Raw genomic sequence first — 25,978 nt, 5'->3', positions numbered from 1 at the left:
ACTATCGGCAGTTGTCCCCCTCGAATTGATCGAAGTTTTCGATAGTGACTGCAATCGCATCCTGCTCCGGGAGGTCACGGACTGCGTACGCGGTCGGATAGCGGCCGGCTCTGGCGTACGTTTCGGGCTGTGCGATCGCCCGCCGATCGATCCCGGAATGCTCGCGAAGATACGCTCGGGTGAGCATCGGCTCGACGAACGATAGCGCCGCAGTCCCATCGGCGTCCGGGTCGGCGGCCCCCCAGATGAGCGTGTTCGTAAACGTCCCACCGGTCATCTCGGGGACGGTAGGATCGACCAGGTGTTCGCCCATGTCGGTGATGACCCGTTCGTCGACGATTGGATTCCGAGTGTATCCCTCGGGGATGTATTTGGCCGGGAGATCGTAGGTCGGCGCGGCCGGCCCAGTGATTTCGTCGACGGTCTCAGTCGACAACATATGGAAGTGAACGTCGAAGTGGGGCACCGTCCAGACGCCATCTGGCGGATGACCTCCTGGGTTCCAGTTCAGCCCGAGGAATGTTACTGGTGTCGAATCCGTCTCCGGAAACGGAACGAAGAATTCTTGGGACCATTTGTGGTGTATGATCGTCGACTTACCGTTCGGGCCGTACTTGTCGGTGTAGTCGTCCTCACCGGAGTTTGCAAGTGCGTCGGTCGATGGGAGCCCCTCGAGGACGGCCCGCTCCATCAAGAGGCCGTGATATTTTGGGCGTCCTGACGGTGTAACGGTGGTAAACGGCGTCGCTTCGCCGTTTCCGAGACTGACTGACCGCCCCCATTCAGTGATGCCCGGTGGGGGGAATCCCTCGTTCGTGTCTGCAGTTGCCAGTCCACTCAGTCCGATAGCCGCGCCAGTCGCAGCGATGGATCCGACAAATCGACGTCTTCCAGTGTGGACCCGGTCGTCGTCTCGAATGTATTGCTGGGTCATTGGTGGCTGAGGGAGTCGTGATTATGATCTCTCGAGCCCGTACGACGAGAAGACAGTAGGTAACACACCTCGTAATCGCTGCCGACCTGTACCTGCCGCCAGTAGGCCGGTTATCGCGGGGCGTCGCCCAGACGAAACGGTGCTGTATCCCTGTCCTACTGCGCTTTTCGGCTGCTTTGCCCCTCTCACTCGAGGGAGTGTCACACTCTCATCGTCCGCGAAACCGGCGGTTTCGCTTGCTGCTGCGATGCCGGAACCGTCTCGAGCACACTGATTCGTCAACACGAGGCAACAGCAACCGAATCTCAGGTGGAATTTCGTAGCAGTGCATTCAAGTAGACGCCAAGATTTTGATCTGGTATGCAAGATCAGGGACGCTCTACGCGCAAGCGAACCGGTGGTCGACTGAAGAACGTTCGAAAGCGCCGCAAAGACGAACTCGGTCGGCTGCCAACCGAAACGGAGGTCGGCGAGCCACGATTCCGCACCGTCGACGTTCGCGGCAACGGCACGAAGACGCGTGCGCTCGCGACGGACGTCGCAAGCGTCAACAAAGGCGGTGAAACGGTCTCCACAGAGATCGAAGACGTCGTCGAGAACGACGCGAACCCGAACTACGTCCGCCGGAACATCATCACGAAGGGTGCCGTCATCGAGACCTCGGAAGGACAGGCACGTGTCACGTCCCGTCCCGGACAGACCGGTCAGGTCAACGCCGTCCTCGTCGAATAACGCCGACTCTGCCGAATTGAACTGTTCTCCGATTGTTCCTCGTGGTCGACGAGAGTCATCTCTCCTCGCCGCTCAGTATCGGCAGCGATACCACTGTCACGCGCCCCTTCGGCTCTCGGACTCGAGTACCAAATCTGATAGCCAGCCTATTGATGAGGCTTAGTAAGCGAAGTAGCGTGAGCGACTGGAGAAAATGGCGATGACCGGAAGCAGTTAGGGCCGCGGTGCGGCCTTCTGGAGTGCCGTTTCGGCGATGTTGCCGCCGTAGTCGGCGCTTCGGGACAGCGAGTCGACGATCAGCCCGAGCGACTGGGCCTGTGCGGGCTCGAGATCGCGGAGTTTGTCGTCGATTCTGCGGGTGTGTTCGTCGATTTCGACGACGGCCGCAAGCGCGTCGTGGCCGAGCCGGTTTGCCTCATCGGCTTCCTCGGCAAACAGCGCGTCCATCGACTGTTCGAAGACACTGCCGGCTTCGGCGTGGAGGCCATGGATCGCGTCGGCGACGTCTGCCGGGAGGTCGTCGAGTTTGAGCGCGATGTCGCTGATCTTGACGGCGTGGTCGGCGATCCGCTCGAGTTGGCGGGCACTCGAGTGGAAGTCGAAACAGTCCTCCCGGGAGACGCCCAGTTCCTCGACAGCACGGGGTGAGCGAAGCGTCGCCCGGAAGATTCGCGAGACGACGAGCCAGAGTCGGTCGACATCGTCGTCGCGCTCGATCACGTCGTGGGCGATGTCATCGTCGTTTTCGACCAGCGCACGGACGGCGTCTTCGAGCATCGACTGGGCGATCAGTCGCATCCGCGTGACCGCGTTGACGATCGAGAGCTCGGCGGAATCGAGCAAGTCCTGAATCACGACGCTGTCGCTTGTCTCCTCTAAGACTTCGACGCCGACGAGACGCTGGGTCGCGTCGCGAATCGCGCTTCGCTGGTCGGTCGAGATCCGGCCCGCCTCAAGCTTGATAATGTCAAAGCCGCTGACGTACATCGTCATCACGGCTCGCATCAGCTGTTCGTCCTCGAGACCGGAGACATCGATCGACCCCTTCTGTCGTCGAGTTTCCCGCTCGGGGGTCAAGAGCAGTTCGTCACCTTCGGGATAGAATTCGACTGTCGTCCCGCTACTGACGTCGTTCTCGGTCGCCCACGTTTTCGGCAGCGAAACAGTATACGTCGACCCACCAGTCATCTGGACCTTTCGCGTCTCCATACGCGGCGCTTTCTACTACAACAATATAAATCCCCCAGACTATAGAGCGATATGGTGATGGCGAGATTGGCGATAGAGCGACTATGTATGCCGTTTTCGGCACCTTCGAGATGTTATTCCTCTATCGATAACAATTACCAACCATAGGACTATATAGATATTCCACTCCGTACATCTGGAGCGGCGTGTCGCTAGCGCAACTCGTCAAGATCGACGACCGCCTCGAGATCAACCGACAGCCACTTGGTCAACCGCTCGGTTTCGGAACACTCGCGTGGCGCGATCGTACACCGATCCGGTCCGTCCTCGTATCGGACGACAGTCGACTCGAAGGCGAACGTGTCCTGCTCGTACTGTGTGGCCGTGGCAAGTCGCTGTCGGGTGGTCCGGTCGTCGTAGCCGCTGGTGGATCCGGTCATGAGTTCGTGGAGTCGCGTATGCGAACCGACCAACGGCACGTACAAAGCCACTGCTAGTTGTGCTATTGAGAGGTTTGTATCAGTCCCAGCCACTCCATACGAATGTCACAGACGGCTGTCGGTTCGACAGCAATGCAGAATCTTGACTGCAGGACTACAAACCCAAAGCGGCGACCGCAAGCGAGACGGCTGTGTCCACTCCAGCGTGTACGTGCCCGGCGTTACTATGGCCGGAGATCGGTCTGTCCGTCGTCAAGCGACTTTCGCATGAATGTCTCGTGGACATTCGTCGTCGAACCGTCCCCATCGGGACGACATCGCTCGTAGCTCCCGTCAGAGCGCATCACCCATCGGTTCTGGTTGTCCGACAGCAGCGTCTCGAGGATCGTCTCGAGGCGGTCTTGCAGCCGTGGTGCTTCGATCGGCGTAATCGCCTCGACCCGGCTATCGAGGTTGCGGGTCATCCAGTCGGCCGAGCCGGTGTAGTATCGGTCCTCGCCGCCTGCCTGGAAATAGAAGATTCGGGAGTGTTCGAGAAAGCGGCCGACGATGCTGTAGACGTCGATCGTCTCGCTGATCCCCTCGAGGCCAGGCCGGAGCCGGCAGATGTCACGGACGATAAGATCGATGTCGACGCCAGCCATCGATGCCTCGTAGAGTTCGCGGACGATTGCGGGATCCTCGAGCCGGTTCATCTTGGCGACGATACGGGCGTCCTCGCCGTTGCGGGCACGTTCGGCTTCGGCCCGGATGAGCTCAACGAAGCGCTCGCGCATGTTCCCGGGCGCAATCAAGAGCTTCCGGTAGTCGCGGTGCATCGAGTGACCCGTGAAGTAATTGAATAACTTCACGAGGTCCTGTCCCACGTCTCGATCGACCGTCAGCAAGCCGATATCCTCGTAGTGCTTGGCGGTCTCTGAGTGATAGTTGCCGGTGCCGACGTGGGAGTACAGTCGCACCCCGTCGTCTTCCTGGCGGACGACCAGCGACGTTTTCGTGTGGGTCTTGTAGCCGATCGTCCCGTAGGCGACGTGAATCCCTTCTTCTTCGAGTTTTTTCGCCCACTCGAGGTTGTTCTCCTCGTCGAAGCGGGCTTTGAGCTCGACCATGACGGCGACTTGCTTGCCGTTGCGCGCGGCCTCGAGCAAGCTCTCGATGATCTGTGAGTCGCTGGCGGTCCGGTAGATCGCCGCCTTGATCGCGAGCACGTCGGGATCGTTGGCCGCGGCCTCGAGGAATCGCTGGACGGTTCCCTCGAAGGAGTGGTAGGGGTGGTGGACGAGCACGTCGTCGTTGCTGATCACGTCGAAGACGGTCATGCCGTCGTCGGCCCGCTTGAGCCGTGGATGGGGCTGTGGTGACCATTCTGGGAGTTTCAGATCCGGTCGGTCGAGTTCTGTTAGCTCCGCGAAATCCCGATAGTCGAGGGGACCGTCGAGTTCGAACACTTCCCGCTCGTCGAGATCGAGTTCGCGGGTTAGAATCTCACGGACCGCCTCGGGCGCGTCGCGTTCGATCTCGAGTCGAACGGCAGTCGCGAACCGTCGCTCTTCGATGACCTCCTCGATCATCTCGATCAGATCCTCGGCGACTTCCTCGTTACGCCGAACCTCTGCGTTGCGCGTGACTCGGAACAGCGCGGTATCGACGATTTCGACGTCCGGGAAGAGCAACTCGAGGTTGGCTCGAACGATGTCCTCGAGCAAGACGTACCGCGTGTCGTCGCCAAGCTGGACGAATCGGAGCTGGTTACGGGGAATCTTCACCCGCGAGAAGGTGAGTTCGGCATCGGGCCGTTCCCGTGTCAGAACCGCAAGTGAAAGGCTCTGGTTCGAAATGAAAGGGAACGGATGAGCCGGGTCGAACGTCAGCGGCGTCAGCGTTGGCAGGACGGAACTCTCGAAGTATTCGCGCAGGTGTTGGCGTTCGGCAGTGGTGAGGTCGTCGTAGTCGACGATGTGAATTCCTTCATCGGCCAGTGCGGGCCGGATCTTCTCGCGATAACACTCGGCTTGGCGCTCGAACAACGGTCGGGCCTCCTCGAGGGAGTCGGCCCACTGCTCGCGGGGCGTGCGTCCGTCGGGTGTCTCCTCGGTGACGCCGGCCGCAATCTGCTGTTTCAGGCCGCCGATGCGCTTGCGGAAGAACTCGTCTAAGTTCGTCGTGACGATCGCGAGGAACTTCACACGCTCTAGTAGCGGCTTGTCGTCGTCGAGCACCTCGTGGAGGACGCGCCGCTGAAAGGCGAGTTCGCTGAGTTCGCGGTTCAGGTAATAGGATGGCTCCGAGAGATCGACGGCATGGCTCGCGGTGTCGGACTCCGTGCCGTCGTCTGTGGTCGTCGCATCGAGTGTCGCCGATTCGACTTCGTCGGCTGCCATCGAGTTGTCGTCAGCAGATCGATCAAGTCCGCCGTCCTCAACTGGATCGAGCCGTGCAGCCGATTCGCTGTCGGCGGGGAGCATCCCGTCTTCAGCGTTCCCGTCCGTCGACTGGTCGGGTGCGCTCGAGTCGCCGTTTTCGCTCGTCTCGTCCAGCATCGACCGAAACGAAACTGTCTCCGGGTTCGCGCCGTCGGTCATCGAGTCGTGCCGTTTGTCGTCCGATTCCTCGCTTCCCTCGTCGTTCTCCGTCGTGTGTCCCTCGCTCATCTTGTGGTAGCGAGGAAACCCCGTTGCTCACGACGGGGAGGAATCGCGTTCGTTCGTGTCTCGACTCGCCCTGCTACTGCTCCCCGGTGTCCAACGCTTCCGCACCTTCGAGCATCAGCCCCTTCCAGGTGTAACCGCGTTTGTTTTTGATCTCTTTCAACCGCTCGTGCTGTTCGTCGTCTACCTCGAACCGAATTGATTTGCTCACACATGATTATCATATTCGTGCAATTAATGTGCACCGATTGCGTAGACTGTACTGTCGAATGGTCGCCGAAACAACCGTCACGAAAACCCTCGAAGCTACGCTTGCTCCGCCTACGACGGGCAAAGAGCAACGTCTCGAGCGGACTGTGGCGACCTACCACCGTGCGCTTTCTGACGCTTTCGAGAGTGGCGCGGACACGCAGTCGGCGGTCAACGATGTTGTTACCGGCTACACCCTCACGTCCTACGCGAAGGACGCGCTCAAGAACTACGTCCCACAACTCCGGCGGACGTACAACGCGTCGGAACTCGAAGACGACCATCCGGTACGGTTCACGAACCGGGGATTTCGAATCGACCACTCCGACGACCGTGTGTGCGAGTTCTGCTGGCGTGTTCCACAGGCCGGACGTGGGAACGCTTTCTGGATTCCGCTCCGGATCAATCCCGAACAGGAATCCTTGTGGTTCGACCTGCTCGACGAGAACGCGACAGTCGGTGAGTTCCGACTGCAACAGTGCCGCACGAATTGGGTGCTGCACGTCACCGTCGAGTACGAGGTCGCCGACCCAGAGATCCCGGACGATCCGACCCGAATTGGTTTCGATATCGGTGAGTCCAAGCTTCTGACGGGCTGTGCCTGTCAGAACGATACTCCGACTCAACCGTACATCTACGACGGCGGTCGTTCGCGAGCACTCCGTAAGGAGATGTACACGACGCTGAAACGCCTCCAAGAGCGTGACGCCGAGCAGTGGCGCGTGGACGAACGCTTCGACCACTACCAGAACACCCTGACGGACATCGTCGAGAAGGCGTCTCGAGAAGCCGTCGAATACGCCGAGTCCTTTGAGGATCCAGTGATCGTTCTTGAGGACTTGTCGTACATCCGCGAGAATCTGGATTACGGGAAGTACATGAATCGACGCTTGCACTCGTGGGCGTTTGCCCGGATCACCGACCGTATCGAGGACAAAGCCCTCGAAGCCGGTGTCCCAGTCGAGTTCGTGAACCCGCGCTACACGTCTCAGACGTGCCACGCTTGCGGCCACATCGGCCGTCGTGGATCGCAAGCTGAGTTCACGTGTACGAACGTGGAGTGTTGGGTGACGGAGTATCAGGCGGATATCAACGCAGCAGCAAACATTGCTGGTCGCATTGACCCGTGGGGAGAGAGCGTTCCTTGGAAACCGGAGCGCGATGACTCGCCACGGGATGGGAGCCGTTGTGACACGGCCACAGGACACCGCTCGCCGAGTCGGCAATCCCGACAGACGACGCTTGCGGTCTTTGAGTCCTGAAACCTCCCTCGACACGAGGCTTCCCTTGTAGGAAGCCCCGTCCTTTAGGACGGGCGAGGATGTCACCGAATCGTCCACCTCAGCTATCGCCAAGCGCGACAATTTTCGCGGCCGAGCGTTCGACGTGATCAGGCCCAGAAACGCTGTGGAAGCGATCGCGTCGAACGTCGTACGCGGTAAGTTCCCCACCGTAAACACAGCCGGTATCGAGGCCGACCGCCCACTCTCGGTCGATCGGCGTATCGAGGACAGTATGGCCGAAAAAGACCCGCGGCTGCCCCTCGTAGGTCTCGAACCAGAACGGACCGTCGTAGCCGTCGCCGTCCGGTGCTCGCATCGTCAGGAGGTCATCGGTGGCGTGTGCCGACAGCGGTCGGTTCGGATCGACGCCGCCGTGGACGACGAGGCCACCATCCCACGAAATCGCCGTCGGCAGTGACTTCAGGTACTGCTGGTCAGCCAGGTCAAGCGACGACAGCGACTTCTCCCCGTCGATAAGCTTCTGCTCGTTGTTCCCTTTCACCGACAGCAGCCGTGGCGACTGCCTGACGCGATCGAGGACGGCCTTGCTCTCCGGTCCCTTTCGAACCAGATCCCCCACGAACACGGCGAGGTCGTTATCGGCAAGGTCGAGCGTCTCTAGAAGATCCTCGAGCGCGTCCAGACAGCCGTGAACGTCACCGATGACGTAGATGTCGTCCCGTTTCTCGAGGTCGATATGTCGGTGGTCGAACGATACCGCGTCGTCGATCGCGAAGTTCCCGGTCGTCACGTGCTTTCTGTTGCAGTGCTCCAGCGAGACCGGATAAGTCGTTTATATGTTCTGTATTGTATACTATGTAGTGCCATATATACGGGATGCCTGTCGACAACTGCGTTGAATTCGGCTGGCAGGATCTCGAGACACGGGGATTTCTTTACCACAGCCACCTCACCACGGGTATGCACGTCGTCGTCAACGCCGCCATGAGTGCGGACGGTAAGCTCTCCTCGCGTCGACGCGAACAGATTGCGATCAGCGGCGAAGCCGATTTCGAACGCGTCGACCGACTCCGGGCGGACAGCGACGCCGTCGTGGTCGGTGTCGGGACTGTCCTCGCAGACGACCCACACCTGATCGTCAAAGACGACACGCTGCGCGCACAGCGCCGCGAGAACGACCGCCCGGCAAACCCCGCACGCGTGGTCGTGGACTCGAGTGGCCGGACCCCCACAGATGCAGCGATCCTCGACGACGCGGCGACGACCTACGTCTGTCTGAGCGAGGCCGCATCCGTCGAGCGCCGCGCAGCCCTCGCCGGTCGCGCCGAGTTGGTCACCGCGGGCGACGAGCGGGTCGATCTCCTCCGTGCGTTCGCAACGCTGCAGGAACAAGGACTGGAGCAAGTCATGGTCGAAGGCGGCGGCGAACTAATCTTTTCGCTGTTCGACGCCGGGCTGGTCGATGAACTCCGGGTATTCATCGGGCCGAAAATTATCGGCGGCCGCGACGCCCCGACGCTGGCCGACGGTGAGGGGTTCGTCACGGAATTTCCATCGCTCGATCTCGAGTCGGTTGACCGACTCGACGACGGCGTGGTCCTGACCTGGTGCGTCGCCGATCGCTAGACGCGCTATTCGAAGTCCGGCTCTCGGTCCTCGACGAACGCCGACATCCCCTCGCGCTGGTCGTGCGTCCCGAAGAGGCTCGCGAAGGCGCGCTTTTCGTACGCGATACCGCTCTCTTGGGACCCTTCGTGGGTCTGATTGATCGCCTGTTTGGCAGTCTGCATCGCAAAGGCCGGCTTCGAGGCGAGACGGGTAGCGAGTTCATCGATGACGTCCTCGAGTTCGTCGTCAGCAACGACTTCGCCGACGAGTCCCACTTCGGCGGCCGACTCGGCATCGAGGCGCTCGCCGAGGAAGATCATCCGGCGTGCGGTCTCGTCGCCAACTAGTCGCGGCAGCCGCTGGGTGGCACCCCAGCCGGGGATGATCCCGAGATCGATCTCGGTGTTGCCGATCAGTGCCGACTCGGCCGCGACCCGCAGATCGCAGGCCATCGCCATCTCGCAGCCGCCACCGAACGCATAGCCGTTGATCGCGGCGATCGTTGGCGCGGGGAAGGCCTCGAGCGCGTCGGCGACGTCGTGGCCGAGTGCGCCCCACGCTTCGCCCTCCGCCGTGGAGAGGTCCTGCATATATTTGATGTCGGCACCGGCGATGAACGCATCGCCAGCCCCCGTCAGGACGAGCGCGCGAGCGCCCTCCTCGGCGGCTTCCTCGAGTGCTTCTCCCATTGCTTCGAGCGTCTCGATGTTCAACGCGTTCAGCGCATCGGGTCGGTCGACGGTCAGTGTTGCAACGTCTCCGTCCCACTCGAGTCGGACTGTATCCCAAGACATACTCCGGCGTTTGACGGCCACCATCAAATCCTTTCGGACACGGTGACGGTTCGGCGAATCGACGATCGGTTTTTGATCCCGGTCCCCGTCACATCTTTCCTCGCGGATGCCTTCAGAACAAGTATGGAACGAGCCACGTTCGGCGGCGGGTGTTTCTGGTGTATCGAGGCGGCCTTCGAAGAACTCGAGGGCGTCGAATCGGTGACCTCGGGCTATGCTGGCGGTCACACTGAGGACCCGGGCTACCGAGAGGTCTGTTCCGGCAAGACCGGTCACGCAGAGGTCGTCCAGATCGAATACGATCCCGATCAGATCGCCTACGAGGACTTACTCGAGGTCTTCTTTACGATCCACGATCCAACGACGAAGGACCGTCAGGGCCCGGACGTGGGCTCTCAGTACCGGTCGGCGATCTACGCACACAGCGACGCACAACTCGAGACCGCCGAGGCGTTCGCTGCGGAACTGGAACAGGAAGGCGTCTACGAGGGGATCGTGACCGAAATCGAACCGCTTGACACCTTCTACGAGGCCGAGGAGTACCACCAGAACTACTTCGAAAAGAACCCGACCGACGCCTACTGTCGGATGCACGCCGCGCCGAAAGTCGAGAAGGTCCGGAAGAAGTTCGCGGAGAAAGCGGCTGCAGACGATTGAATCTGTCCCAGGTCATTCGGTGAAAGGTATCTCCGTCTCGAGTCAAACAAGCACGTATGGAGAGTTACCCGGACGTCCTCGTTATCGGCGGCGGCGCGACCGGAACGGGAATCGCCAGAGACCTCGCGTTGCGAGGCGTTGACGTCACACTTGTCGAGCGAGACGGACTCGCGGCCGGCACCTCCGGCCGCTCACACGGCCTGCTCCACAGCGGCGCTCGCTACGCCGAGGCCGACGGGCCGGAGGCCAGGGAATGTCTCGAGGAAAACCGCACCCTCCGTGCGATTGCCGGAGCGTGTATCCGGGACACGCGGGGTCTGTTCGTCCAACTCGTCGACGACGACCCGGCGTACTTCGACGCAAAGCGCGCTGCCTGCGACGACGTTGGCATCCCGACCGACGTGATCGACGGAGCGACCGCTCGCGAGGCAGTCCCGAACCTCGCCGCCGATGTCGAACGGGCGATGTGGGTCCCGGATGGCGTCGTCGTTCCGTCCCGGCTGGTCGCTGCTAACGCGGTCGACGCCCGTGAGCACGGCGCTCGAATCGGTACACACGCGCCGGTCACGTCGATGACCGTCGAGCGCGGGCGGGTGACGAGCGTCACGCTCGGCGGTGACGCGAACGAGACGATTCACCCGCGTTACGTCGTGAACGCGGCCGGTCCCCACGCTGGCCACGTCGCCGAACTGGCCGGCGTCACCGTCGCGATGCGGCCGACCCGGGGTGTCATGGTCTCGGTCGAACACGAGGGTCTCGAGCCAGTGCTCAACCGGTGTCGCGACCCCGACGACGGTGATATCATCGTGCCACATGACGGACAGGCCGTCCTCGGGACGACGAGCGTGCCGGTCGACGATCCCGACGACTACGAGCGGGCCGACTGGGAACTCGAGCGAACGATCGACGAGTGTGCAGCGATGCTCCCGCCGGTTGCCGACGCCGAACACGTCCGGACGTGGTGGGGCGTGCGGCCGCTGTACGAACCCGAGGAAGCCGCCCATAGCGGACGCGGCATCTCGAGAGGATTTCACCTGCTCGAGCACGCCGACGAGGGCGTCGAGAACTGCTGTAGCATCGTCGGCGGAAAACTGACGACCTACCGGGCGATGGCCGAGGTGACGGCTGACCTGGTCTGTGACCGGCTCGGCGTCGACGCCGACTGTCGCACGGCGGAGACCGAACTCCCGGGCGCGTCGGACCCCGAAAGGCTCGATGCGTTCGTCGAAGAGTTCGACGGACAGGGACCGACGGATGCGGACATCGTCGACCCAGACTGAACCGGAATGCCGGAAGCTGATTGTGGGTGGCGTCGCTTCGTCACGTGCGCTCATAGTTTTCGAGATTTGACTGTCTCTCCGAGCGTGAATTGGCTTTCTTACCCCTGCTGGTGTGCGATGGGGTGCATGAGCGACGACACCGACTCGTCACGGCCGACGATCGATCGACGGTCCACTCTCCGTGCGGTGGGGACCACATTGACAGGACTGGGGACACTCGCGGCAGTCCAGACAGCGGCCGCACAGCGCGATCACGAGTGGCCCGCCGGCGGTTCACACGGGGAACACGGGCAATCTGACCGGGAGCACGAACGGGACAGAGAGCATGTCGACGACGATCAGGAGTACGAAGACCAGCAGACGGTCACCGACGACACCGAAACCATCGAAGTCACGATTCCGGCCGCTTGGAGCGACGTCGACACCACGCCGGCCAGCATCGGTCCCTCGATCTGGGCCGCGCCGGATCTCGACGCGTTCATCGCCAGTTGGGACGTTCCCGGCATCGAAGTGTACGTGACGACGGAACTGGGCTCCGACCTCGAGGAGGCCCTCGACCAGTATCTCGAGGAACTCGAGGTCGGTGAGCAGTGTACCGACGGCGGCCAGCAGCTGTTCAGGACCGCCGAGTACGTGTTCCTGAGCCAGCTCTTTTCCCAGTGTGGTGACAGCGAAACGGTATTCCTGGCGATGGCTGGTGTGCCAGTCGACGAATCGGCGGGCGAACTACCGGGCGGAAACACGACGGCTGACCAGCAGATGATGCAAAACGAGACGCCGCGCGGAAACGCAACACCGGGCGGCGTCCCCGGACCTGGGTTCCCGGGCGGTTCCCAATCCGACGTGTCTGACGATCAAATTCCATCGGACGCCCCGTACGTGATTCTCTTCGGTGCCCAGATTGTCACGGAACGTGACGTGAGGGCTGTCGTCACCGCCCTCGACTCGCTCGAGGCGCAGGCACCCGACACAGAAAACGCCTGATCGAACACGCCACCAGCCAGGGCTCGAGTACGTTCCTGCCTCGTTCGGCGGCCGACGCGTTCAGGGCGGGGTGGTTGACGAGTCCCGGCCAGCGTTCGACCAGATACCGAGCGATCGACCGCCCGAGCGATCGACATCGATGCGAAACGTCTCTTCGTCGTTGAGGCCGATCGTGATACGATTGAAATCGATCACGTACCGCGACATCTGGTGGCGGCCCTGCCGAACGCCAAGGGGTTCGCTGACGAGCCCAGCCTTTGTCAGCTGATCGAGCTTTCGATAGGTCGTCGACAGCGGGAGATCCGCTGCCGCTGCGATCTCGGTGGCGGTTTTCGGTGTCTCGAGAACCGCGATGATCTCCCGGCAGCCGTCGTCATCCAGTGCGGCAAGGACACGCTCGAGCTCGGGTGTCTCGCCGGATGGTAACCCCTCGAGAGCCATTGCTAACGGTTGATTTGCAGCCAGTAGTAAAGACGTGTTTGGTTCGGCGTGTTACCGACCCAGCAGATAGCGAGTGGCCAACTACATGTCCGCTCAGTTCGATCGGTCGGATATGAGTAACGACCAGTCATCCGACGAACCGATCGAAAACACGCCCGGACAGGGACGGACGCCCGAAGCCGAGCGGATCGAGCCAGCCGCCCCCGAGGAGTTTGGCCTCGTGCAGGTCTGGTGGGGCGACGGCAAGGGGAAGACGACCGCGACGCTCGGTATGGGCATGCGCGCCGCTGGCCACGGCTACCGTGTCCACATGCTACAGTTCATGAAGGGTGGTGCCTCGAGCGTTGACGCGGTTCGTGGCGAGTACAACGCGATCACTGCCCTTCCCGGCATCAGCTATGAGAATCTTGGTCACTACGGCTGGCACGGAATGGCAGACGGCAGCGACGAGGCCGACCACGAGGCCGAAGCGCAGGCGGGTCTCGAGCGCGCCCATGAACTGCTCGAGGCGGCCGACGACGCCGCCCTCGACGAGCCGATCGACCTCAATGCGGAGCCGGAAGCGGGGATGCACATGCTAATCTTGGACGAGGTGCTCTATGCCGCGGATCGCGGGCTACTCTCCGAGGACGACGTCCACGGGCTCATCGACGCAAAGCCGGACGATCTCGAACTGGTGCTATCGGGAAGCCACACTGCGCCGTCGTATCTCGAGGACCGCGCGGACCTGATCACGAACGTTCGGAAGGTGAAACATCCGATCGACGACGGACAGCGGGCGCGGTGCGGCACTGAATTCTGATCGCCACAGCGGGTTCCGACCCCGCTCGAATGGACCCGGATTTTTGCCGGTCGAAGCCGACGACTCGCGTATGACAGAACGGACTCGCGCACACGTGTTCGTCTCCGGAACCGTACAGGGCGTCTACTATCGCGCGAACACACGCGATACAGCCCGCGAGAAGGGCGTCGACGGCTGGGTGGAAAATCTCGAGGACGGCCGCGTCGAGGCAGCCTTCGAAGGCCCTGAAGACGCGGTCGAGTCGATGATCGAGTGGTGTCACACAGGCAGTCCCGCGGCCGAGGTCGATGACGTCGAAGTCGAATACGAGGAGCCACAGAGCGAGGACGGATTCGAAATTCGCTACTGAAGGACCGCTGATGGCATCATCGACCGCTTCGAAGAGGAATCTCTCGGTTTCTCGAGCAGCCGCGCGACGATTCGAGAGTTGCTCGCTGTAGCGCTGCCTATCGTGTTCACGATCACGATCGTCTCACAAGTCTACTGGGCCATGACCGGGCGCGAGGATTATACGCTGAACAGGCGCAATACCACGGCGTTCACGCCGTGGATACGCGCTGTCACTCAATGATACGTTCCACCGACAATAGCATAGCCGAGTTTCCAATCCTAAACATTCAACTCACAGGAACCCCTACACAATGGCAAGGTCAGGTCGGAATGGAGCGGATTTCGAACCACCTTCGGAAGTCGTTCGAGAGAGCTTTGCTCTCTCGTGATGACGAAAATCTCCGATTTTCGAACCACGGCCTGTCCGCCCTCGTAACGAGGCAGTATCCGAAATGCCGACGCGGTGAACGCAAATCCACGAAGGGTTCGTCTTGTGCCCGTCGGCCTGAGAAAGCACGACGATACCTCCAAGTCTGTCAACGTGTCAGTGACTCCCTGCTGGCAAAAACAACAACTGGGAGTCAATGACGCTGAGGATAGGAGTAACGGCGGTTTGGCACCGTCCTCAGAAATCGAAGATTTCTGATGGGCTGCACGAGAACTCCGTTCTCGTGAACGCCAGTCAGCCACCGACCACGACGACTGGGTTAGATGCAAACTCCCGTAAAGTGGCGGTATCCATGGTTGCAAACCTGAAACTCCCACCGCTCGGGATTCCTCCGCGTGAACGCGGAGGAGGATGTCAAGACTAGCGACCGTCAGTCACTCGTCGCTCTCGTAACGGCGAGCACCGCGAATCATTCTGACAGCGAGCAGCCCGACACCGGCGACGAACGCGATCCAGACTGAATCGGATCTATCAGGTGCTGTTGCCTCGACGACCGCGACGAGCAGAACGAGCGCCGCGACGTACAGGACGTTCGTTCCGACGAACTCAGCGAGCCCCTCTACGTCGGTGACGCGATCCGGATCGTAGCCCGCGATCAACTGGACCATCCCGAAGTGCTTGATCAGGATGCCCAGCGCGCCGATGAATCCCGCAGTCGCAATGAGGCCGACAACCGACGCGGTGACCATATCGGAAATTGACACTTCGTTCACAAAACAGTTCCGAGCGATCCAGCTAGGGTGGGCGGCCTATCACTCCCCGGTTCGGAGATGATGGAAGACGTACGTCTGGGCGTAGCCGGCGTACTCGCCGCCCAGACGGTCGCGCAGCGCCCGTGAGGTGGCAGCGTAGGAACCGCGATCACAGTCCGGATAGTATTCCTCGACTGCCGACTTGATCCAGGTATCGAGCGGGACCGCCTCGTCGAACCCAAGCGAAAACAACAAGACGCAGTCGGCCACCTTGTCGCCGACGCCGACGAACTGCGTCAGGTACTCGCGTGCGTCCTCGTACTCGAGGTCCCGCGCAGCGTCCGGATCGGCCTCACCGTTTGCGACCATTTCTGCCGTGCGGACGACGTAGGGGGCGCGGTAGCCCAGTCCGAGGTCGCGAAGATCAGCCTCAGTCGCGGTCGCGAGTTGTTCCGGCGTCGGGAACGCGTGATAGGTCTCGCCGTCGAACGCGACTTCGTCACCGTACTCCCGTGCCAGCGTCGTGACCATCGTGTGAATCCGTCCGACGCGCATCTGGGCCGAGCAAATAAACGAGATGAGACAGCCGAAGGACGGATCAGCTACGAGTCGCATCCCACGGTGGGCCTCGTATGCCTCGCGGAGCAGCGGATCATCCGGCCCGGCCGCGACGATCGCCTCGAGATCGTCGCCGAGGCGCAACAACCGGCGAACGATCGGCTCGGCGTCGGTCGTCGACTCCCACTCGAGACAGCCGTCGTGAGTCCGCACACGGATCACGTCCCTGGTGCCCGTTGATCCGCCGACGACCGTCGTATACCACGCGTCGGGTGCCGGTGTGCCGCCGTACATCTCACCGTCAGAGCGCTGCCAGAGGTAGCTCTGGCCGCTCTCGAGCGTTCGGTACAGATCGAAGCCACCGGCGAGTTCGTCGATCGAAATCGTCCCCGTCTCCATTCGTCCAACCCTTCGACGGTGTGGGCTTTTGCCTTTCGACCCACCGCCGAGCTATCAACTGCTCGACTATTGCTGCATTGGATCTCACAGTGAGATGGGCGGTGAGAGCTCGTGCGAGGCGAACCTTCTTACTGTAGGCCATCCAATGTCACGGTATGAATTGCAGGGTGGTCGTTGAAGCCGCCGTGCCGGTCTTCGACGTCGAGACGGAAGATGAGGCGATCCGGATCGCCATCTCGAAGACGGGAGAGATGTTGAACCCTGATCTAAACTACGTCGAGATCAACATGGGCGAGCGTACCTCTCCATCCGGAGAGGAACTCCCGCCCGCGTTTATCGCGGCCGACGAAGCACTCGTCGCACTCGAGTTGGAGATGACCGTCTTCAACGTCGAACGTGAGGAACACGCCTCGCGGATCGCACGAAAGGAAATCGGTCAGCGCCTCGAGAACATTCCACTCGAGGTGACAGAGGTCGAGGTCATCGAAGAGGAACCGGCTGACGAGGACGCGACCGACGAGTCGACAGATACGGAATCAACCGACGAGACGGAGGAGACAGAGGACGACGACGACGAGATCCTTCCCGAGTTCGAGGATCTAGTCGAGTGACGGTCTGATTCCCAGTTTTTGTTCAGCGATTCGATGCCTTCCAGTGCGAGGACTCAATAGAGAGTTGCCAGCTCCGAATCGTCCAACGAGTCTTGCCAGTCGTCAGTAATGACGATCGGAGGATGCGACGATATTCTTAGTCCGCAGTTGCGGCGACTGCTTCCTGCTCCCCTTCCCGCATGTTCTTCGTGATTCCCCCGGCGAGCGCAAAAACAGCAGCTTTGTGGTCGGTCTTTGATTTGTGGATGGATGTTGGCCGAATGCCTCGTGATTCGTATTCTTCGAGGTCGATCTGGCAGTCATCCCACTCTGCACACTGGTTTGATACCTCCGCAAGAAGGCCGTGAAGGTGAATGAGCTCCTGCTTCTTCATAACCATCCACTCCTACCCACTGCAGGGTTATATTATTATCTTGAGTCGCGTTAACACGCAACCTATGTTAAATGATTGGTGTGTCATCAGCGGAAACGATTCGAATGCTGTGATTACGTGAGCGGAACCAGGTGATGAAACTGTGTTAGGCGTTTGTTTACCGGTGTAATAGCGGCTTTCGTTATATTTTCTGAGGATCGAGATGGGTATTAAAAAGCTCCTACTCGAGTGTCGGGCGCACAGAAGGCGGCCAGTGACTATCCGCGTGGGCAAAACAACGCCGGCAACTCACCCATGTTTTGTACCGATCGTGGAGCGAGCGTCCGATCGGATGAAGTGGTGTGACTCGTCGACGCAATAGCTGTCGCTGGTCGATGAGTACGGTTGCCCTCCAATCGGAGGAGCGACGATCTTAACCGAGTTGTTTCAGCGTCTGAAGGTCACGATCCGTCCGCATGAACTCGGCAGTGCGATGTGAGGCGTGACAGTTCGGGCAGTGAAACATGTCAGCGGGTGCGGGGAGTTCGTCCGGAGAAACCTGCCAATCCTTCGCACATTCGGGACACAACAGTTGGACGGTCGTTTTATCCATGCCACACTCTTTCACACGAGAGGTCAAAAACATTGCCGCAGTTCCAGTCGGTCGAAAATACCACCCGCGGCAGCCTGCGAGCGACCGTCAAAAGGAGGGTCGTTATGCAGGTGCAGCCGTATCAGAGGCCTCGAGCAGCTCCTTGTACCGGTTGCGGATGGTGACTTCGGAGATGCTTGCGACCTCGCTGACCTCGTTTTGGGTGACCTTTTCGTTGGTCAGCAAGGCGGCAGCGTAGACCGACGCGGCCGCGAGGCCGACCGGCGACTTACCGCTGTGGACGCCCTCCTGGCGGGCCGACTCGAGCAGTTCGCGGGCCATGCGCTCGGTCTCGTCCGAGAGATCGAGGTCGCTGACGAACCGCGGGACGTAGTGTTCGGGGTCGGCCGGCTTGACCTCGAGGCCGAGTTCCCGGATGATGTAGCGGTAGGTGCGGGTCAGCTCCATCTTCTCGACGCGGGAGACGGCCGAGATCTCATCGAGGCTGCGCGGCGTGCCGGCCTGGCGGGCAGCGGCGTACAGCGACGCGGTCGCGACGCCTTCGATCGACCGGCCCGGCAGCAGATCCTCCTCGAGTGCGCGTCGATAGATGACACTCGCCGTCTCGCGGACGTTCTCGGGGAGGCCGAGCGCGGATGCCATTCGGTCGATCTCACCGAGTGCCTGCTTGAGGTTGCGCTCCTTGGAGTCGCGGGTGCGGAAGCGCTCGTTCCAGGTGCGAAGCCGTTGCATCTTCTGGCGCTGGCGGCTCGAGAGCGCCCGGCCGTAGGCGTCTTTGTCCTGCCAGCCGATGTTGGTCGACAGCCCCTGGTCGTGCATCATGTTCGTCGTCGGCGCGCCGACGCGGGACTTCTCGTCTTTCTCGGCGGCGTCGAACGCACGCCATTCAGGGCCGCGGTCGATCTCGTCTTCCTCGACGACGAGACCACACTCGGTACAGACCGTCTCGGCATGCTCGTCGTCCGAGACCAGTCGGCCGCCACACTCCGGGCAGCGCTCGCGCTCATCGGATACCGACGCGGTTTCGTCCCCCTCGGTCTCTCGCTCGTTCGTATAGGTTCTGATGTTTGTATCTGTCATCGTGTATCGGGTGGGTTACTTGGGACTCCCGGGTGGGATAACCAGAAGAAACCCGGTCGCCTCAGCTAACATAGAGTAAGGCCGTAAAGCATATAAAGTTTTCGCCTACTTTATAAACTAGCTGGGTTTGTTGTTATATATGTTCCGGTTACATAGTTATTGATCATGTAGGATGTGGCGACTCGGCGTCCACGTTCGTCATCCAGCCTCCCCATCGTCGACCGACCAACTCCCGCTTCGATCACACACGAGCGGCCGCTACTATTCGACGGTGAAGAGGTGTCCCTCTCGCGGGACGTCGAACAGCCCGACGCGAGCGCCAGCATCGAGCCATGCATGGCCGTAGGAAAACGACGCCAGCGCGTTGACGAGATCGTCTTGGTCCCGAAAGTGATTCCCATCCTCGAGATACGACGCTGCCATCTCGTAACAATCGGCGGCCGCATCCGCCATCGGGGTCCCCTCGGGTGGTGCGATCGTCGCTGCATCGAGCGCCTCTGTGAGTAACTTACCGTACCGGTCCGTTTTCTCCTCGAGATCGGCAGCCATAGTCGGTGATCGTCGCTTGACCCCGTAAGTGCGTCGTGTCGATGCAAGACGCTCGCCTCGGCGGTCACGCACGCACCTGTTCATAGTGTGTGCCTCGAGAAACGCTATTGCACCGACCACCGCTGGTTCTCCAGACAGCCGAACAACGCCTGTTGACGGCCCAAAAGCACCGTCACAGCAAGGGGGTGTCGTTGCTGCGAGCACAAGCGGTTTAGGCGCTCTGGCCCAACACCTGCAATATGACCGACCAGCCACGCGTCGAGATCTATACCAAGGACGACTGTTCACACTGCAATCGAGTCACGGACCTCTTCGAGGGCAAGGGCGTCGACTACGAGGAGTACAACGTCTCCGAGAACGACGAACGATTCGAAGAGATGGTCGAGCGGACAGACGGTCGCAAGACCGCTCCGGAAGTATTCATCGACGACGAATACGTCGGTGGCTGGGATGACACACACGAACTCGACGAGACCGGTGCGCTCGACGAACTGCTTGGCATTGCCGACGACGAGATCGTCGACCACCGCCCACTGATCATTGCCGGCACCGGTATCGCGGGCTTGACCGCAGCAATCTACGCCGGCCGCGCGAACAACGAGCCGCTGGTCATCGAAGGCGACGAGCCCGGTGGCCAGCTCACACTGACCACTGACGTCGCCAACTATCCCGGCTTCCCCGAGGGCATCGGCGGCCCCGACCTCGTCAACCGGATGAAAGAGCAGGCCACGCAGTTTGGTGCCGAGCTGAAAAACGGGATCATCGAGTCAGTCGAGCGCGTCGAGCAAAGCCCAAGCCGTCCCTTCCGCGTCGAACTCAGAAACGGCGACATCTATACCGCAGACGCCGTCATCGCTGCCTCGGGGGCCAGCGCACGGACGCTCGGGATTCCCGGCGAAGACGAACTCATGGGCTATGGTCTCTCGACGTGTGCGACCTGTGACGGCGCGTTCTTCCGCGGCGAGGACATGCTCGTCGTCGGCGGTGGCGACGCCGCCATGGAGGAAGCGACCTTCCTCACGAAGTTCGCCGACACCGTCTACATCGCCCACCGCCGCGAGGAGTTCCGCGCGGAGGACTACTGGGTCGACCGCGTCCATGAAAAGGTCGAAGAGGGCGAGATCGAGATCATGAAAAACACCGAACTGATCGAGATCCACGGCTCCCAGGAAGACGGCGTCGACCACGTTACTCTCGTCGAAAACGACAAGGGCCACCCCACCGACCGCCTCGACGACCCTGAAACCGAGGAGTTCGACTTCGATGTCGGCGCAGTCTTCTTCGCGATCGGTCACACTCCCAACACTGATTACCTCGAGGACACCGGCGTCGAAATGGACGACGAGGGATACCTGCAGACCAAAGGCGGCGACGGCGGCGGCCAGACCGAAACACACGTCCCCGGCCTCTTTGGTGCCGGCGACGTCGTCGACTTCCACTACCAGCAGGCCGTCACTGCCGCTGGGATGGGCTCGAAAGCCGCGTTAGATGCAGACGAATACCTCGAGGATATAGAGCGCGCTGACTCGAGCGCTGAAGAAGCTGAACCTGCGGCTGCTGACGACTGACGACTCCGGCGCGAACAGGCATACTGGTCAGTACAACAAACTATTTCTCACCGATTTTCCGGTGGGAAAGCGGAACGGAACGCGAACTTGCTTCGTTTGAACGGGTGTCGTTCTCGAGCGATTGCAGTATTGCTGTTCGAAAGAATTATCGATAGAATACAGACCCACGAGCGTGCATTCGGCAATTTCACTCGAGATGCATACTACTATATGAGTGGCGTAACACAGCATTAACTGAATGAACATTCAACTCTGCATAGCCGAGAGACTGAGTAGACGGGATGGAAAACCGATCGCGGATTCGAGCGGGGGGATACAATGAAACTGCGCACTCGAGTCGCATCTCTCCTGATGGTTGTACTACTCACGACCGCAGGGGTTGGCCCCGCGATCGCACAACAGTCGTCGGGTCAGGTCGTCGGACAGCCGGACATCTCGATCGACACGTCCGCCGGAAAACTGGCTCCCGGGACATCAGTAGCAATCCCATTATCGATCACGAACCGTGGGCAGATCGACCGCGCGGGCCCACAGCAGTACGAGAGTCGCGTCACGACCGCACGCGGCATGACGATGACGTTTCAGGATGGGCAGTCGCCCATCGAGGTAAATAGTGGCCCGGTCGCCGTCGGGAACGTCCCGACTGGGACGCGAGACGTTTCCCCAGTCGAGATCACCGTCCCCGAAAAACTCGAGCCAGGCGTCTACGAACTGCCGGTCGAATACGAGTACGCGTACACGCGCGTTGCCGAGTTCAACACGCAAAGCGCAGAGTACGCCGACCTGACGCGAACGCGAACGGCAACGCTCACGATCGAAGTCGACGACAAGCCACAGTTCGAGGTCGTCGACGTCGACTCGGATGCACAGATCGGTGATCGAAAGGACGTCTCGATTACGCTCGAGAACACGGGAACCGAACCAGCACGGGACGCGAGCGTGACGGCCCGTTCGGGAACGGGTCAGCTGTCGTTTGGAACCGGCCAAAGCCAAAGTTCGACGGGATACGTCGGTGCCTGGGAACCCGGCGAAGCGAAGACGGTCACCTATCGCACTTCGCTGACGCCTGACGCCCCACATCGATCCTACGCTGCTGACGTCACCGTTGCGTACACCGACACGAACGGCATCGACCAAACATCCGAACAACTCACGGCCGGCATCTCGACTGCTGCCGAACAGTCGTTCGCCCTCGAGAACGTCTCCTCGACGCTGCGCGTCGGCGAGGACGGTGAGATCATGGGGACCGTCACGAACACGGGGCCGAACGCGGTCGACAGCACCGTCGTCCGGTTTACCGACCAAGACTCGCCAAACGTGATTCCGATCGAACAGTCCGTCGCCGTCGGGGCACTCGAGGCCGGCGAATCGGCGTCGTTCGAGCTGCCGATCGAAGTGAGTGGCGAAGCCGAAGCGGGCTCGAAATCGTTCGATTTCGGCGTGCAGTATCGAAACTCGGATGACGAGAAACGCCAGTACGACAAACTCAGTGTCGTCACTGCGGTCGCGCCGGAGCGCGATCAGTTCGCCGTCGATATCGAAGAGACGACGATCGGGGCTGGCAACGAGCAGGCGCTCACTGTCGAGGTCACGAACAACCTCAACCAGACAGTGACCGACGTTGAAGCGCGTATCTTTGCCGACGATCCGCTCAGCACCGGTGATGACGATACGGGCTACGTCGAATCGCTCAAACCCGGCGAATCGGTCACGATGTCGTTCGAACTGAGCGCGTCCGAGTCGGCCACCGAGAAGACGTACCCGGTCTCGTTCGACTTCCGATACGACGACGAGCGCGGTAACAGCCAGCTTTCGAACACGATCCGTGTTCCAATGTCCGTCTCCAGCAGCGACGGTGGTGGCTTCCCACTGACGTCGACTCTGGTCGTTGGCTCGCTCGTCGCTGGTGCAGTCGGTGTCCTCTGGCGTCGGAGGGACTGACCGATGACAACCGGTGAGCGAATCGAGGCCGCAACCGAAGCCCTCAACGAGGTCATCATCTCTCGATCGAAGACGGTCGTGATCGCGTTTCTGGTCATGACCGCCGTCTTCGCCGGTGGATTCGGACTGGTCTCTACCGATACGGATTCGACGGATTCGTTTACCAATGACCTCCCCGAACAGGACGCCCTCGACGCCGTCAACGAGGAATTCGAGGGGCCCTTTGAAGCCTCGGCCGAATCCACACAGCTGGTCCACAGCGGCAACAACGTCCTCACGAAAACAGAACTCGTTCGGAGTCTGGCGGTCATCGAACGCGTCGAACAGCGCGACGACCTCCGAATGGCGTCTGCAAACGGCCCGGCCCCGCTGGTCGCACAGACCATCGACCCGACGGCAACCACTGCAGCCGAGCAGCGTCGGGTGATCGAGTCGGCGACGTCCACCGAGATCCGACGGGCGATCCGGGAACGCAGCGACGACCCGCGGTTTACGGGAGTCGTCTCCGAGGACTTCAACCCGACAGCGGCGTCCGCGTCAGCATCGATCACGACCATTACACACGACGTTCCAAGCGAGTTCAGCGACGACGATCTCACCGACATTCAACTCGCCATCGAGACGATCGCAAACGAGGAGTCGGGCGACATCCGCGCGTTTGGATCCGGGATCGTCGACGCGGAGACCGGAACCGTCATCGGCGATTCGATGACGCTCGTCATGCCCGTCGTCGTCGTGCTCTTGCTCGTGTTCCTCATCGTTGCATATCGCGACCCGATCGACCTCGCACTGGGGCTGTTGGCGCTGTTGATGACGGTCGTCTGGACGTTCGGCTTCCTCGGCTACTCCGGGATTCCGTTCAACCAGCAGATGATATCCGTCCCTGTCTTGCTGTTGGCAGTCGGCGTCGACTTCGGAATCCACATCATCAATCGCTACCGCGAAGAGACGGTCCAAGGCTTCGAACCGCTCGAGGCGATGCGGACCGCGAACAACCAGCTCATGGTCGCGTTCGTCATCGTCACAGTGACGACGGTCTTCGGATTCGGGGCGAATATCGCCTCAGATCTGGGCCCCATCCGGAACATGGGGATCGCCTCGAGCGTTGGGATCATCTTTACGTTCCTCATCTTCGGGCTCTTCCTTCCCGCGGCCAAACTCGAGGTCGACGAACTCCGCGAACGGTTCGGCGTGCCGGAGTTCAACTCCGAGCCGATCGCCTCCGAGGACTCAACACTGGGTCGCCTCCTCGCGATGCCCGCCAAGGCGAGCCAGCACGCGCCGTTGGTGTTCGTCGTCGTGATCCTCGTTGCCGGCGCTGCAGCAGCCAGCTACGGTGCTGGTGTCGATACCAGCTTCGAAGAGAAAGACTTCCTGCCACCGGAGGAGCAGCCGGCGTACATCGAATACGTCCCGGGGCCACTCGCCCCCGGCGAGTATACGGTGACCGAGACGTACAATCTCCTCGAAGACAAGTTCGCAACGAACCAGGACCAGTCCGTGAAAATATACGTCCAAGGATCCTTCGAGGAAGACCACGCGCTCGAGGCCCTGGCCAGCCCGAACGACGATCCGCCGAGTAATCTCGCCGTCGGTGACGGCGGTGAGGCGGATGCCCGGAGTATCATCACGGTTATTCAGGCCTATGCCGACCAGGACCCCGAGTTCGCCGCCCTCGTCGAGCGGAACGATCGCAACGACAACGGGATCCCCGACCGGAATCTCGACGTGATCTACGACGAGCTGTTCGCGTCGCCGTATGGATCCGCAGCCGAACAGTATCTGACCGACGACCGGCGCAGCGCACAAGTCGAGTACGCGATCGATTCCGACGCGTCACAGCGGGAGGCGGCCGCAGATGCCGCCGAGTTCGCGGACGATTTCCGATATACGGCGACGGCGACGGGCGGAATCGTCGTCTTCGCTGCCGTGACCGACCTGATCTTCGCGTCGGCGATCGAGGGGCTGATCCTCGCAGTCGGGTTGACCGCCGTGTTCCTCGTCATCTCCTACGCTGCACTCGAGCGCAAGCCGTTGCTCGGGATCGTCAACGTGTTCCCGATCCTGATCGCGATCGCGTTCCTGATCGGCACGATGCGGTATCTCGGGATGTCGCTGAACGCGTTGACGGCGACGATCCTGTCGATCTCCGTCGGCCTCGGGATCGCCTACTCCGTTCACGCGACACACCGGTTCATCGACGAACTCAAAGCGGCCGACGACGCGCTTACGGCGCTCGTCACGACGCTGTCGGGAACTGGTGGCGCGCTCATGGGGAGTATGCTCACGACGTCGCTGGGGACTGGGGCACTCGCACTGGCGATCACCCCCGTGCTGGGCGACTTCGGCTTGCTGATGGCTCTGAGCGTCGCCTACTCGTTCATTACCTCGATCGTCGCACTGCCACCCGCGATGCTGTTGTGGGCCAGATACAACCAGTCACAGTCGTTGTGGAATCGCGTCGTCGCGACGGTCGACAGCTCCAGGTAGTTTCTCCGTCACTTTTCTCTCGGCGGTGTGTCGTCCGTTCGCCGACGAGTGCCATCGATTCGCGAGCAGATGCGTACGGGACTGTCCCTGGTGGGTGTTGTATAGACACTCCTCGAGGAGTGTCTGTCTACTGCTTGCACAGTCTCTGCATGGACGGTGTGTCCGGGCGACCGTCTGACCAGTTCCTCGAATGCGATCGTGAAGCGTGGTCGACGAACGCGTCGATGTGGACAGCCACGATCCGCGGTACGTGTTTCTCGAGGCTCTGTTCGATCGATGCGAGAATCGCCACGGGGAGTCACGACACACCGATCACAGGCTCGCCGTGCGATCCTGTGTGGACTGT

Annotated in this window: 26 protein-coding genes; 12 read left to right on the top strand and 14 right to left on the bottom strand. The window is 61.0% G+C overall.

Annotation, left to right across the window (positions count from 1 at the left end):
• Position 1: 1 nt before the first annotated feature.
• Positions 2-934, bottom strand: coding sequence for a hypothetical protein (locus BSG09_RS09235; protein ID WP_092932370.1), 933 nt, complete (start codon positions 932-934; stop codon positions 2-4).
• A 360-nt stretch (positions 935-1,294) separates the two neighbouring features.
• On the opposite strand from BSG09_RS09235, the gene BSG09_RS09230 reads away from it, so the two are divergent.
• Entirely contained in the window at positions 1,295-1,666 is a 372-nt protein-coding gene (locus tag BSG09_RS09230) for a 30S ribosomal protein S8e (RefSeq protein ID WP_092932368.1), read from the top strand.
• Positions 1,667-1,879: 213 nt separating this feature from the next.
• Here BSG09_RS09230 and BSG09_RS09225 read toward each other — a convergent pair whose 3' ends face one another.
• From BSG09_RS09225 to BSG09_RS21560, 4 genes are all read right to left on the bottom strand, one after another.
• Positions 1,880-2,875 carry a phosphate uptake regulator PhoU gene (locus tag BSG09_RS09225; protein ID WP_092932366.1) on the bottom strand — a complete coding sequence of 332 codons (996 nt, stop codon included), beginning with the start codon at positions 2,873-2,875 and terminating at the stop codon, positions 1,880-1,882.
• A 191-nt stretch (positions 2,876-3,066) separates the two neighbouring features.
• Complete coding sequence (locus BSG09_RS09220) at positions 3,067-3,294, bottom strand: DUF7511 domain-containing protein (RefSeq protein ID WP_092932439.1); 228 nt, start codon at positions 3,292-3,294, stop codon at positions 3,067-3,069.
• Between the two features lie 224 nt (positions 3,295-3,518).
• On the bottom strand, positions 3,519-5,945 hold the full coding sequence (ppk1, locus tag BSG09_RS09215; protein WP_092932364.1) for a polyphosphate kinase 1: 2,427 nt from the start codon (positions 5,943-5,945) through the stop codon (positions 3,519-3,521).
• Between the two features lie 73 nt (positions 5,946-6,018).
• On the bottom strand, positions 6,019-6,153 hold the full coding sequence (locus BSG09_RS21560) for a hypothetical protein (RefSeq protein ID WP_277613170.1): 135 nt from the start codon (positions 6,151-6,153) through the stop codon (positions 6,019-6,021).
• Positions 6,154-6,211: 58 nt separating this feature from the next.
• Between BSG09_RS21560 and BSG09_RS09210 the strand changes: the two genes are divergently transcribed.
• Entirely contained in the window at positions 6,212-7,453 is a 1,242-nt protein-coding gene (locus BSG09_RS09210) for an RNA-guided endonuclease TnpB family protein (RefSeq protein WP_092932362.1), read from the top strand.
• Between the two features lie 79 nt (positions 7,454-7,532).
• Here BSG09_RS09210 and BSG09_RS09205 read toward each other — a convergent pair whose 3' ends face one another.
• Entirely contained in the window at positions 7,533-8,225 is a 693-nt protein-coding gene (locus BSG09_RS09205; protein WP_092932360.1) for a metallophosphoesterase, read from the bottom strand.
• A 170-nt stretch (positions 8,226-8,395) separates the two neighbouring features.
• Here BSG09_RS09205 and BSG09_RS09200 point away from each other — a divergent pair, with 170 nt between their 5' ends.
• Positions 8,396-9,061, top strand: a complete 666-nt coding sequence (locus tag BSG09_RS09200) for a 2,5-diamino-6-(ribosylamino)-4(3H)-pyrimidinone 5'-phosphate reductase (protein WP_092932437.1) — start codon at positions 8,396-8,398, stop codon at positions 9,059-9,061.
• A 5-nt stretch (positions 9,062-9,066) separates the two neighbouring features.
• Here the strand turns inward: BSG09_RS09200 and BSG09_RS09195 are convergent, their stop codons facing one another.
• Positions 9,067-9,837, bottom strand: coding sequence for an enoyl-CoA hydratase/isomerase family protein (locus BSG09_RS09195; RefSeq protein ID WP_092932435.1), 771 nt, complete (start codon positions 9,835-9,837; stop codon positions 9,067-9,069).
• Positions 9,838-9,960: 123 nt separating this feature from the next.
• Here BSG09_RS09195 and msrA point away from each other — a divergent pair, with 123 nt between their 5' ends.
• The 3 genes from msrA to BSG09_RS09180 all read left to right on the top strand — a co-directional run bounded on the left by msrA (position 9,961) and on the right by BSG09_RS09180 (position 12,758).
• Positions 9,961-10,494, top strand: a complete 534-nt coding sequence (gene msrA / locus BSG09_RS09190; protein WP_092932358.1) for a peptide-methionine (S)-S-oxide reductase MsrA — start codon at positions 9,961-9,963, stop codon at positions 10,492-10,494.
• 56 nt (positions 10,495-10,550) lie between these two features.
• The gene (locus BSG09_RS09185) at positions 10,551-11,774 is read left to right on the top strand and encodes an FAD-dependent oxidoreductase (RefSeq protein WP_092932356.1); all 1,224 of its coding nucleotides are present in this window, start codon (positions 10,551-10,553) and stop codon (positions 11,772-11,774) included.
• 126 nt (positions 11,775-11,900) lie between these two features.
• Entirely contained in the window at positions 11,901-12,758 is an 858-nt protein-coding gene (locus tag BSG09_RS09180) for a hypothetical protein (RefSeq protein ID WP_092932354.1), read from the top strand.
• Between the two features lie 60 nt (positions 12,759-12,818).
• Here the strand turns inward: BSG09_RS09180 and BSG09_RS09175 are convergent, their stop codons facing one another.
• Entirely contained in the window at positions 12,819-13,199 is a 381-nt protein-coding gene (locus BSG09_RS09175) for a winged helix-turn-helix domain-containing protein (protein ID WP_092932352.1), read from the bottom strand.
• Between the two features lie 112 nt (positions 13,200-13,311).
• On the opposite strand from BSG09_RS09175, the gene BSG09_RS09170 reads away from it, so the two are divergent.
• A complete protein-coding gene (locus BSG09_RS09170; protein WP_092932433.1) occupies positions 13,312-14,001 on the top strand; it encodes a cob(I)yrinic acid a,c-diamide adenosyltransferase in 690 nt (229 codons plus the stop codon).
• A 70-nt stretch (positions 14,002-14,071) separates the two neighbouring features.
• Positions 14,072-14,350 carry an acylphosphatase gene (locus BSG09_RS09165; protein ID WP_092932431.1) on the top strand — a complete coding sequence of 93 codons (279 nt, stop codon included), beginning with the start codon at positions 14,072-14,074 and terminating at the stop codon, positions 14,348-14,350.
• A gap of 803 nt (positions 14,351-15,153) precedes the next feature.
• On the opposite strand, the gene BSG09_RS09155 is transcribed toward BSG09_RS09165, so the two are convergent.
• Positions 15,154-15,468: a DUF3784 domain-containing protein gene (locus BSG09_RS09155; RefSeq protein WP_092932348.1), complete on the bottom strand. Its 315-nt coding sequence runs from the start codon at positions 15,466-15,468 to the stop codon at positions 15,154-15,156.
• A 63-nt stretch (positions 15,469-15,531) separates the two neighbouring features.
• Complete coding sequence (locus BSG09_RS09150) at positions 15,532-16,428, bottom strand: DNA-3-methyladenine glycosylase family protein (protein ID WP_092932346.1); 897 nt, start codon at positions 16,426-16,428, stop codon at positions 15,532-15,534.
• A 155-nt stretch (positions 16,429-16,583) separates the two neighbouring features.
• Between BSG09_RS09150 and BSG09_RS09145 the strand changes: the two genes are divergently transcribed.
• On the top strand, positions 16,584-17,039 hold the full coding sequence (locus BSG09_RS09145; protein ID WP_092932344.1) for a DUF555 domain-containing protein: 456 nt from the start codon (positions 16,584-16,586) through the stop codon (positions 17,037-17,039).
• 136 nt (positions 17,040-17,175) lie between these two features.
• On the opposite strand, the gene BSG09_RS09140 is transcribed toward BSG09_RS09145, so the two are convergent.
• The 4 genes from BSG09_RS09140 to BSG09_RS09125 form a co-directional block, all read right to left on the bottom strand.
• Positions 17,176-17,412 carry a UPF0058 family protein gene (locus BSG09_RS09140; protein ID WP_008013940.1) on the bottom strand — a complete coding sequence of 79 codons (237 nt, stop codon included), beginning with the start codon at positions 17,410-17,412 and terminating at the stop codon, positions 17,176-17,178.
• A 412-nt stretch (positions 17,413-17,824) separates the two neighbouring features.
• Positions 17,825-18,004 carry a DUF7836 family putative zinc-binding protein gene (locus tag BSG09_RS09135; RefSeq protein ID WP_049911868.1) on the bottom strand — a complete coding sequence of 60 codons (180 nt, stop codon included), beginning with the start codon at positions 18,002-18,004 and terminating at the stop codon, positions 17,825-17,827.
• Positions 18,005-18,106: 102 nt separating this feature from the next.
• A complete protein-coding gene (locus tag BSG09_RS09130; RefSeq protein WP_092932342.1) occupies positions 18,107-19,084 on the bottom strand; it encodes a transcription initiation factor IIB in 978 nt (325 codons plus the stop codon).
• A 261-nt stretch (positions 19,085-19,345) separates the two neighbouring features.
• Positions 19,346-19,633 (bottom strand): DUF357 domain-containing protein, encoded by a 288-nt coding sequence (locus tag BSG09_RS09125; RefSeq protein ID WP_092932340.1) that lies wholly within the window; start codon positions 19,631-19,633, stop codon positions 19,346-19,348.
• Positions 19,634-19,872: 239 nt separating this feature from the next.
• Between BSG09_RS09125 and BSG09_RS09120 the strand changes: the two genes are divergently transcribed.
• The 3 genes from BSG09_RS09120 to BSG09_RS09110 all read left to right on the top strand — a co-directional run bounded on the left by BSG09_RS09120 (position 19,873) and on the right by BSG09_RS09110 (position 25,632).
• Complete coding sequence (locus BSG09_RS09120; RefSeq protein ID WP_092932338.1) at positions 19,873-21,201, top strand: FAD-dependent oxidoreductase; 1,329 nt, start codon at positions 19,873-19,875, stop codon at positions 21,199-21,201.
• A 351-nt stretch (positions 21,202-21,552) separates the two neighbouring features.
• Entirely contained in the window at positions 21,553-23,142 is a 1,590-nt protein-coding gene (locus BSG09_RS09115; protein WP_254799174.1) for a COG1361 S-layer family protein, read from the top strand.
• A gap of 3 nt (positions 23,143-23,145) precedes the next feature.
• Complete coding sequence (locus tag BSG09_RS09110) at positions 23,146-25,632, top strand: efflux RND transporter permease subunit (protein WP_092932334.1); 2,487 nt, start codon at positions 23,146-23,148, stop codon at positions 25,630-25,632.
• The last annotated feature ends 346 nt before the right edge of the window (positions 25,633-25,978 follow it).

Origin of the sequence: Natrinema hispanicum, assembly GCF_900111485.1 — an archaeon.
GTDB classification, from domain to species: Archaea; Halobacteriota; Halobacteria; order Halobacteriales; family Natrialbaceae; genus Natrinema; species Natrinema hispanicum_A.
The sequence above is the reverse complement of the archived record's forward strand: the minus strand, read 5'-3'. Positions and strand labels throughout refer to the sequence as shown.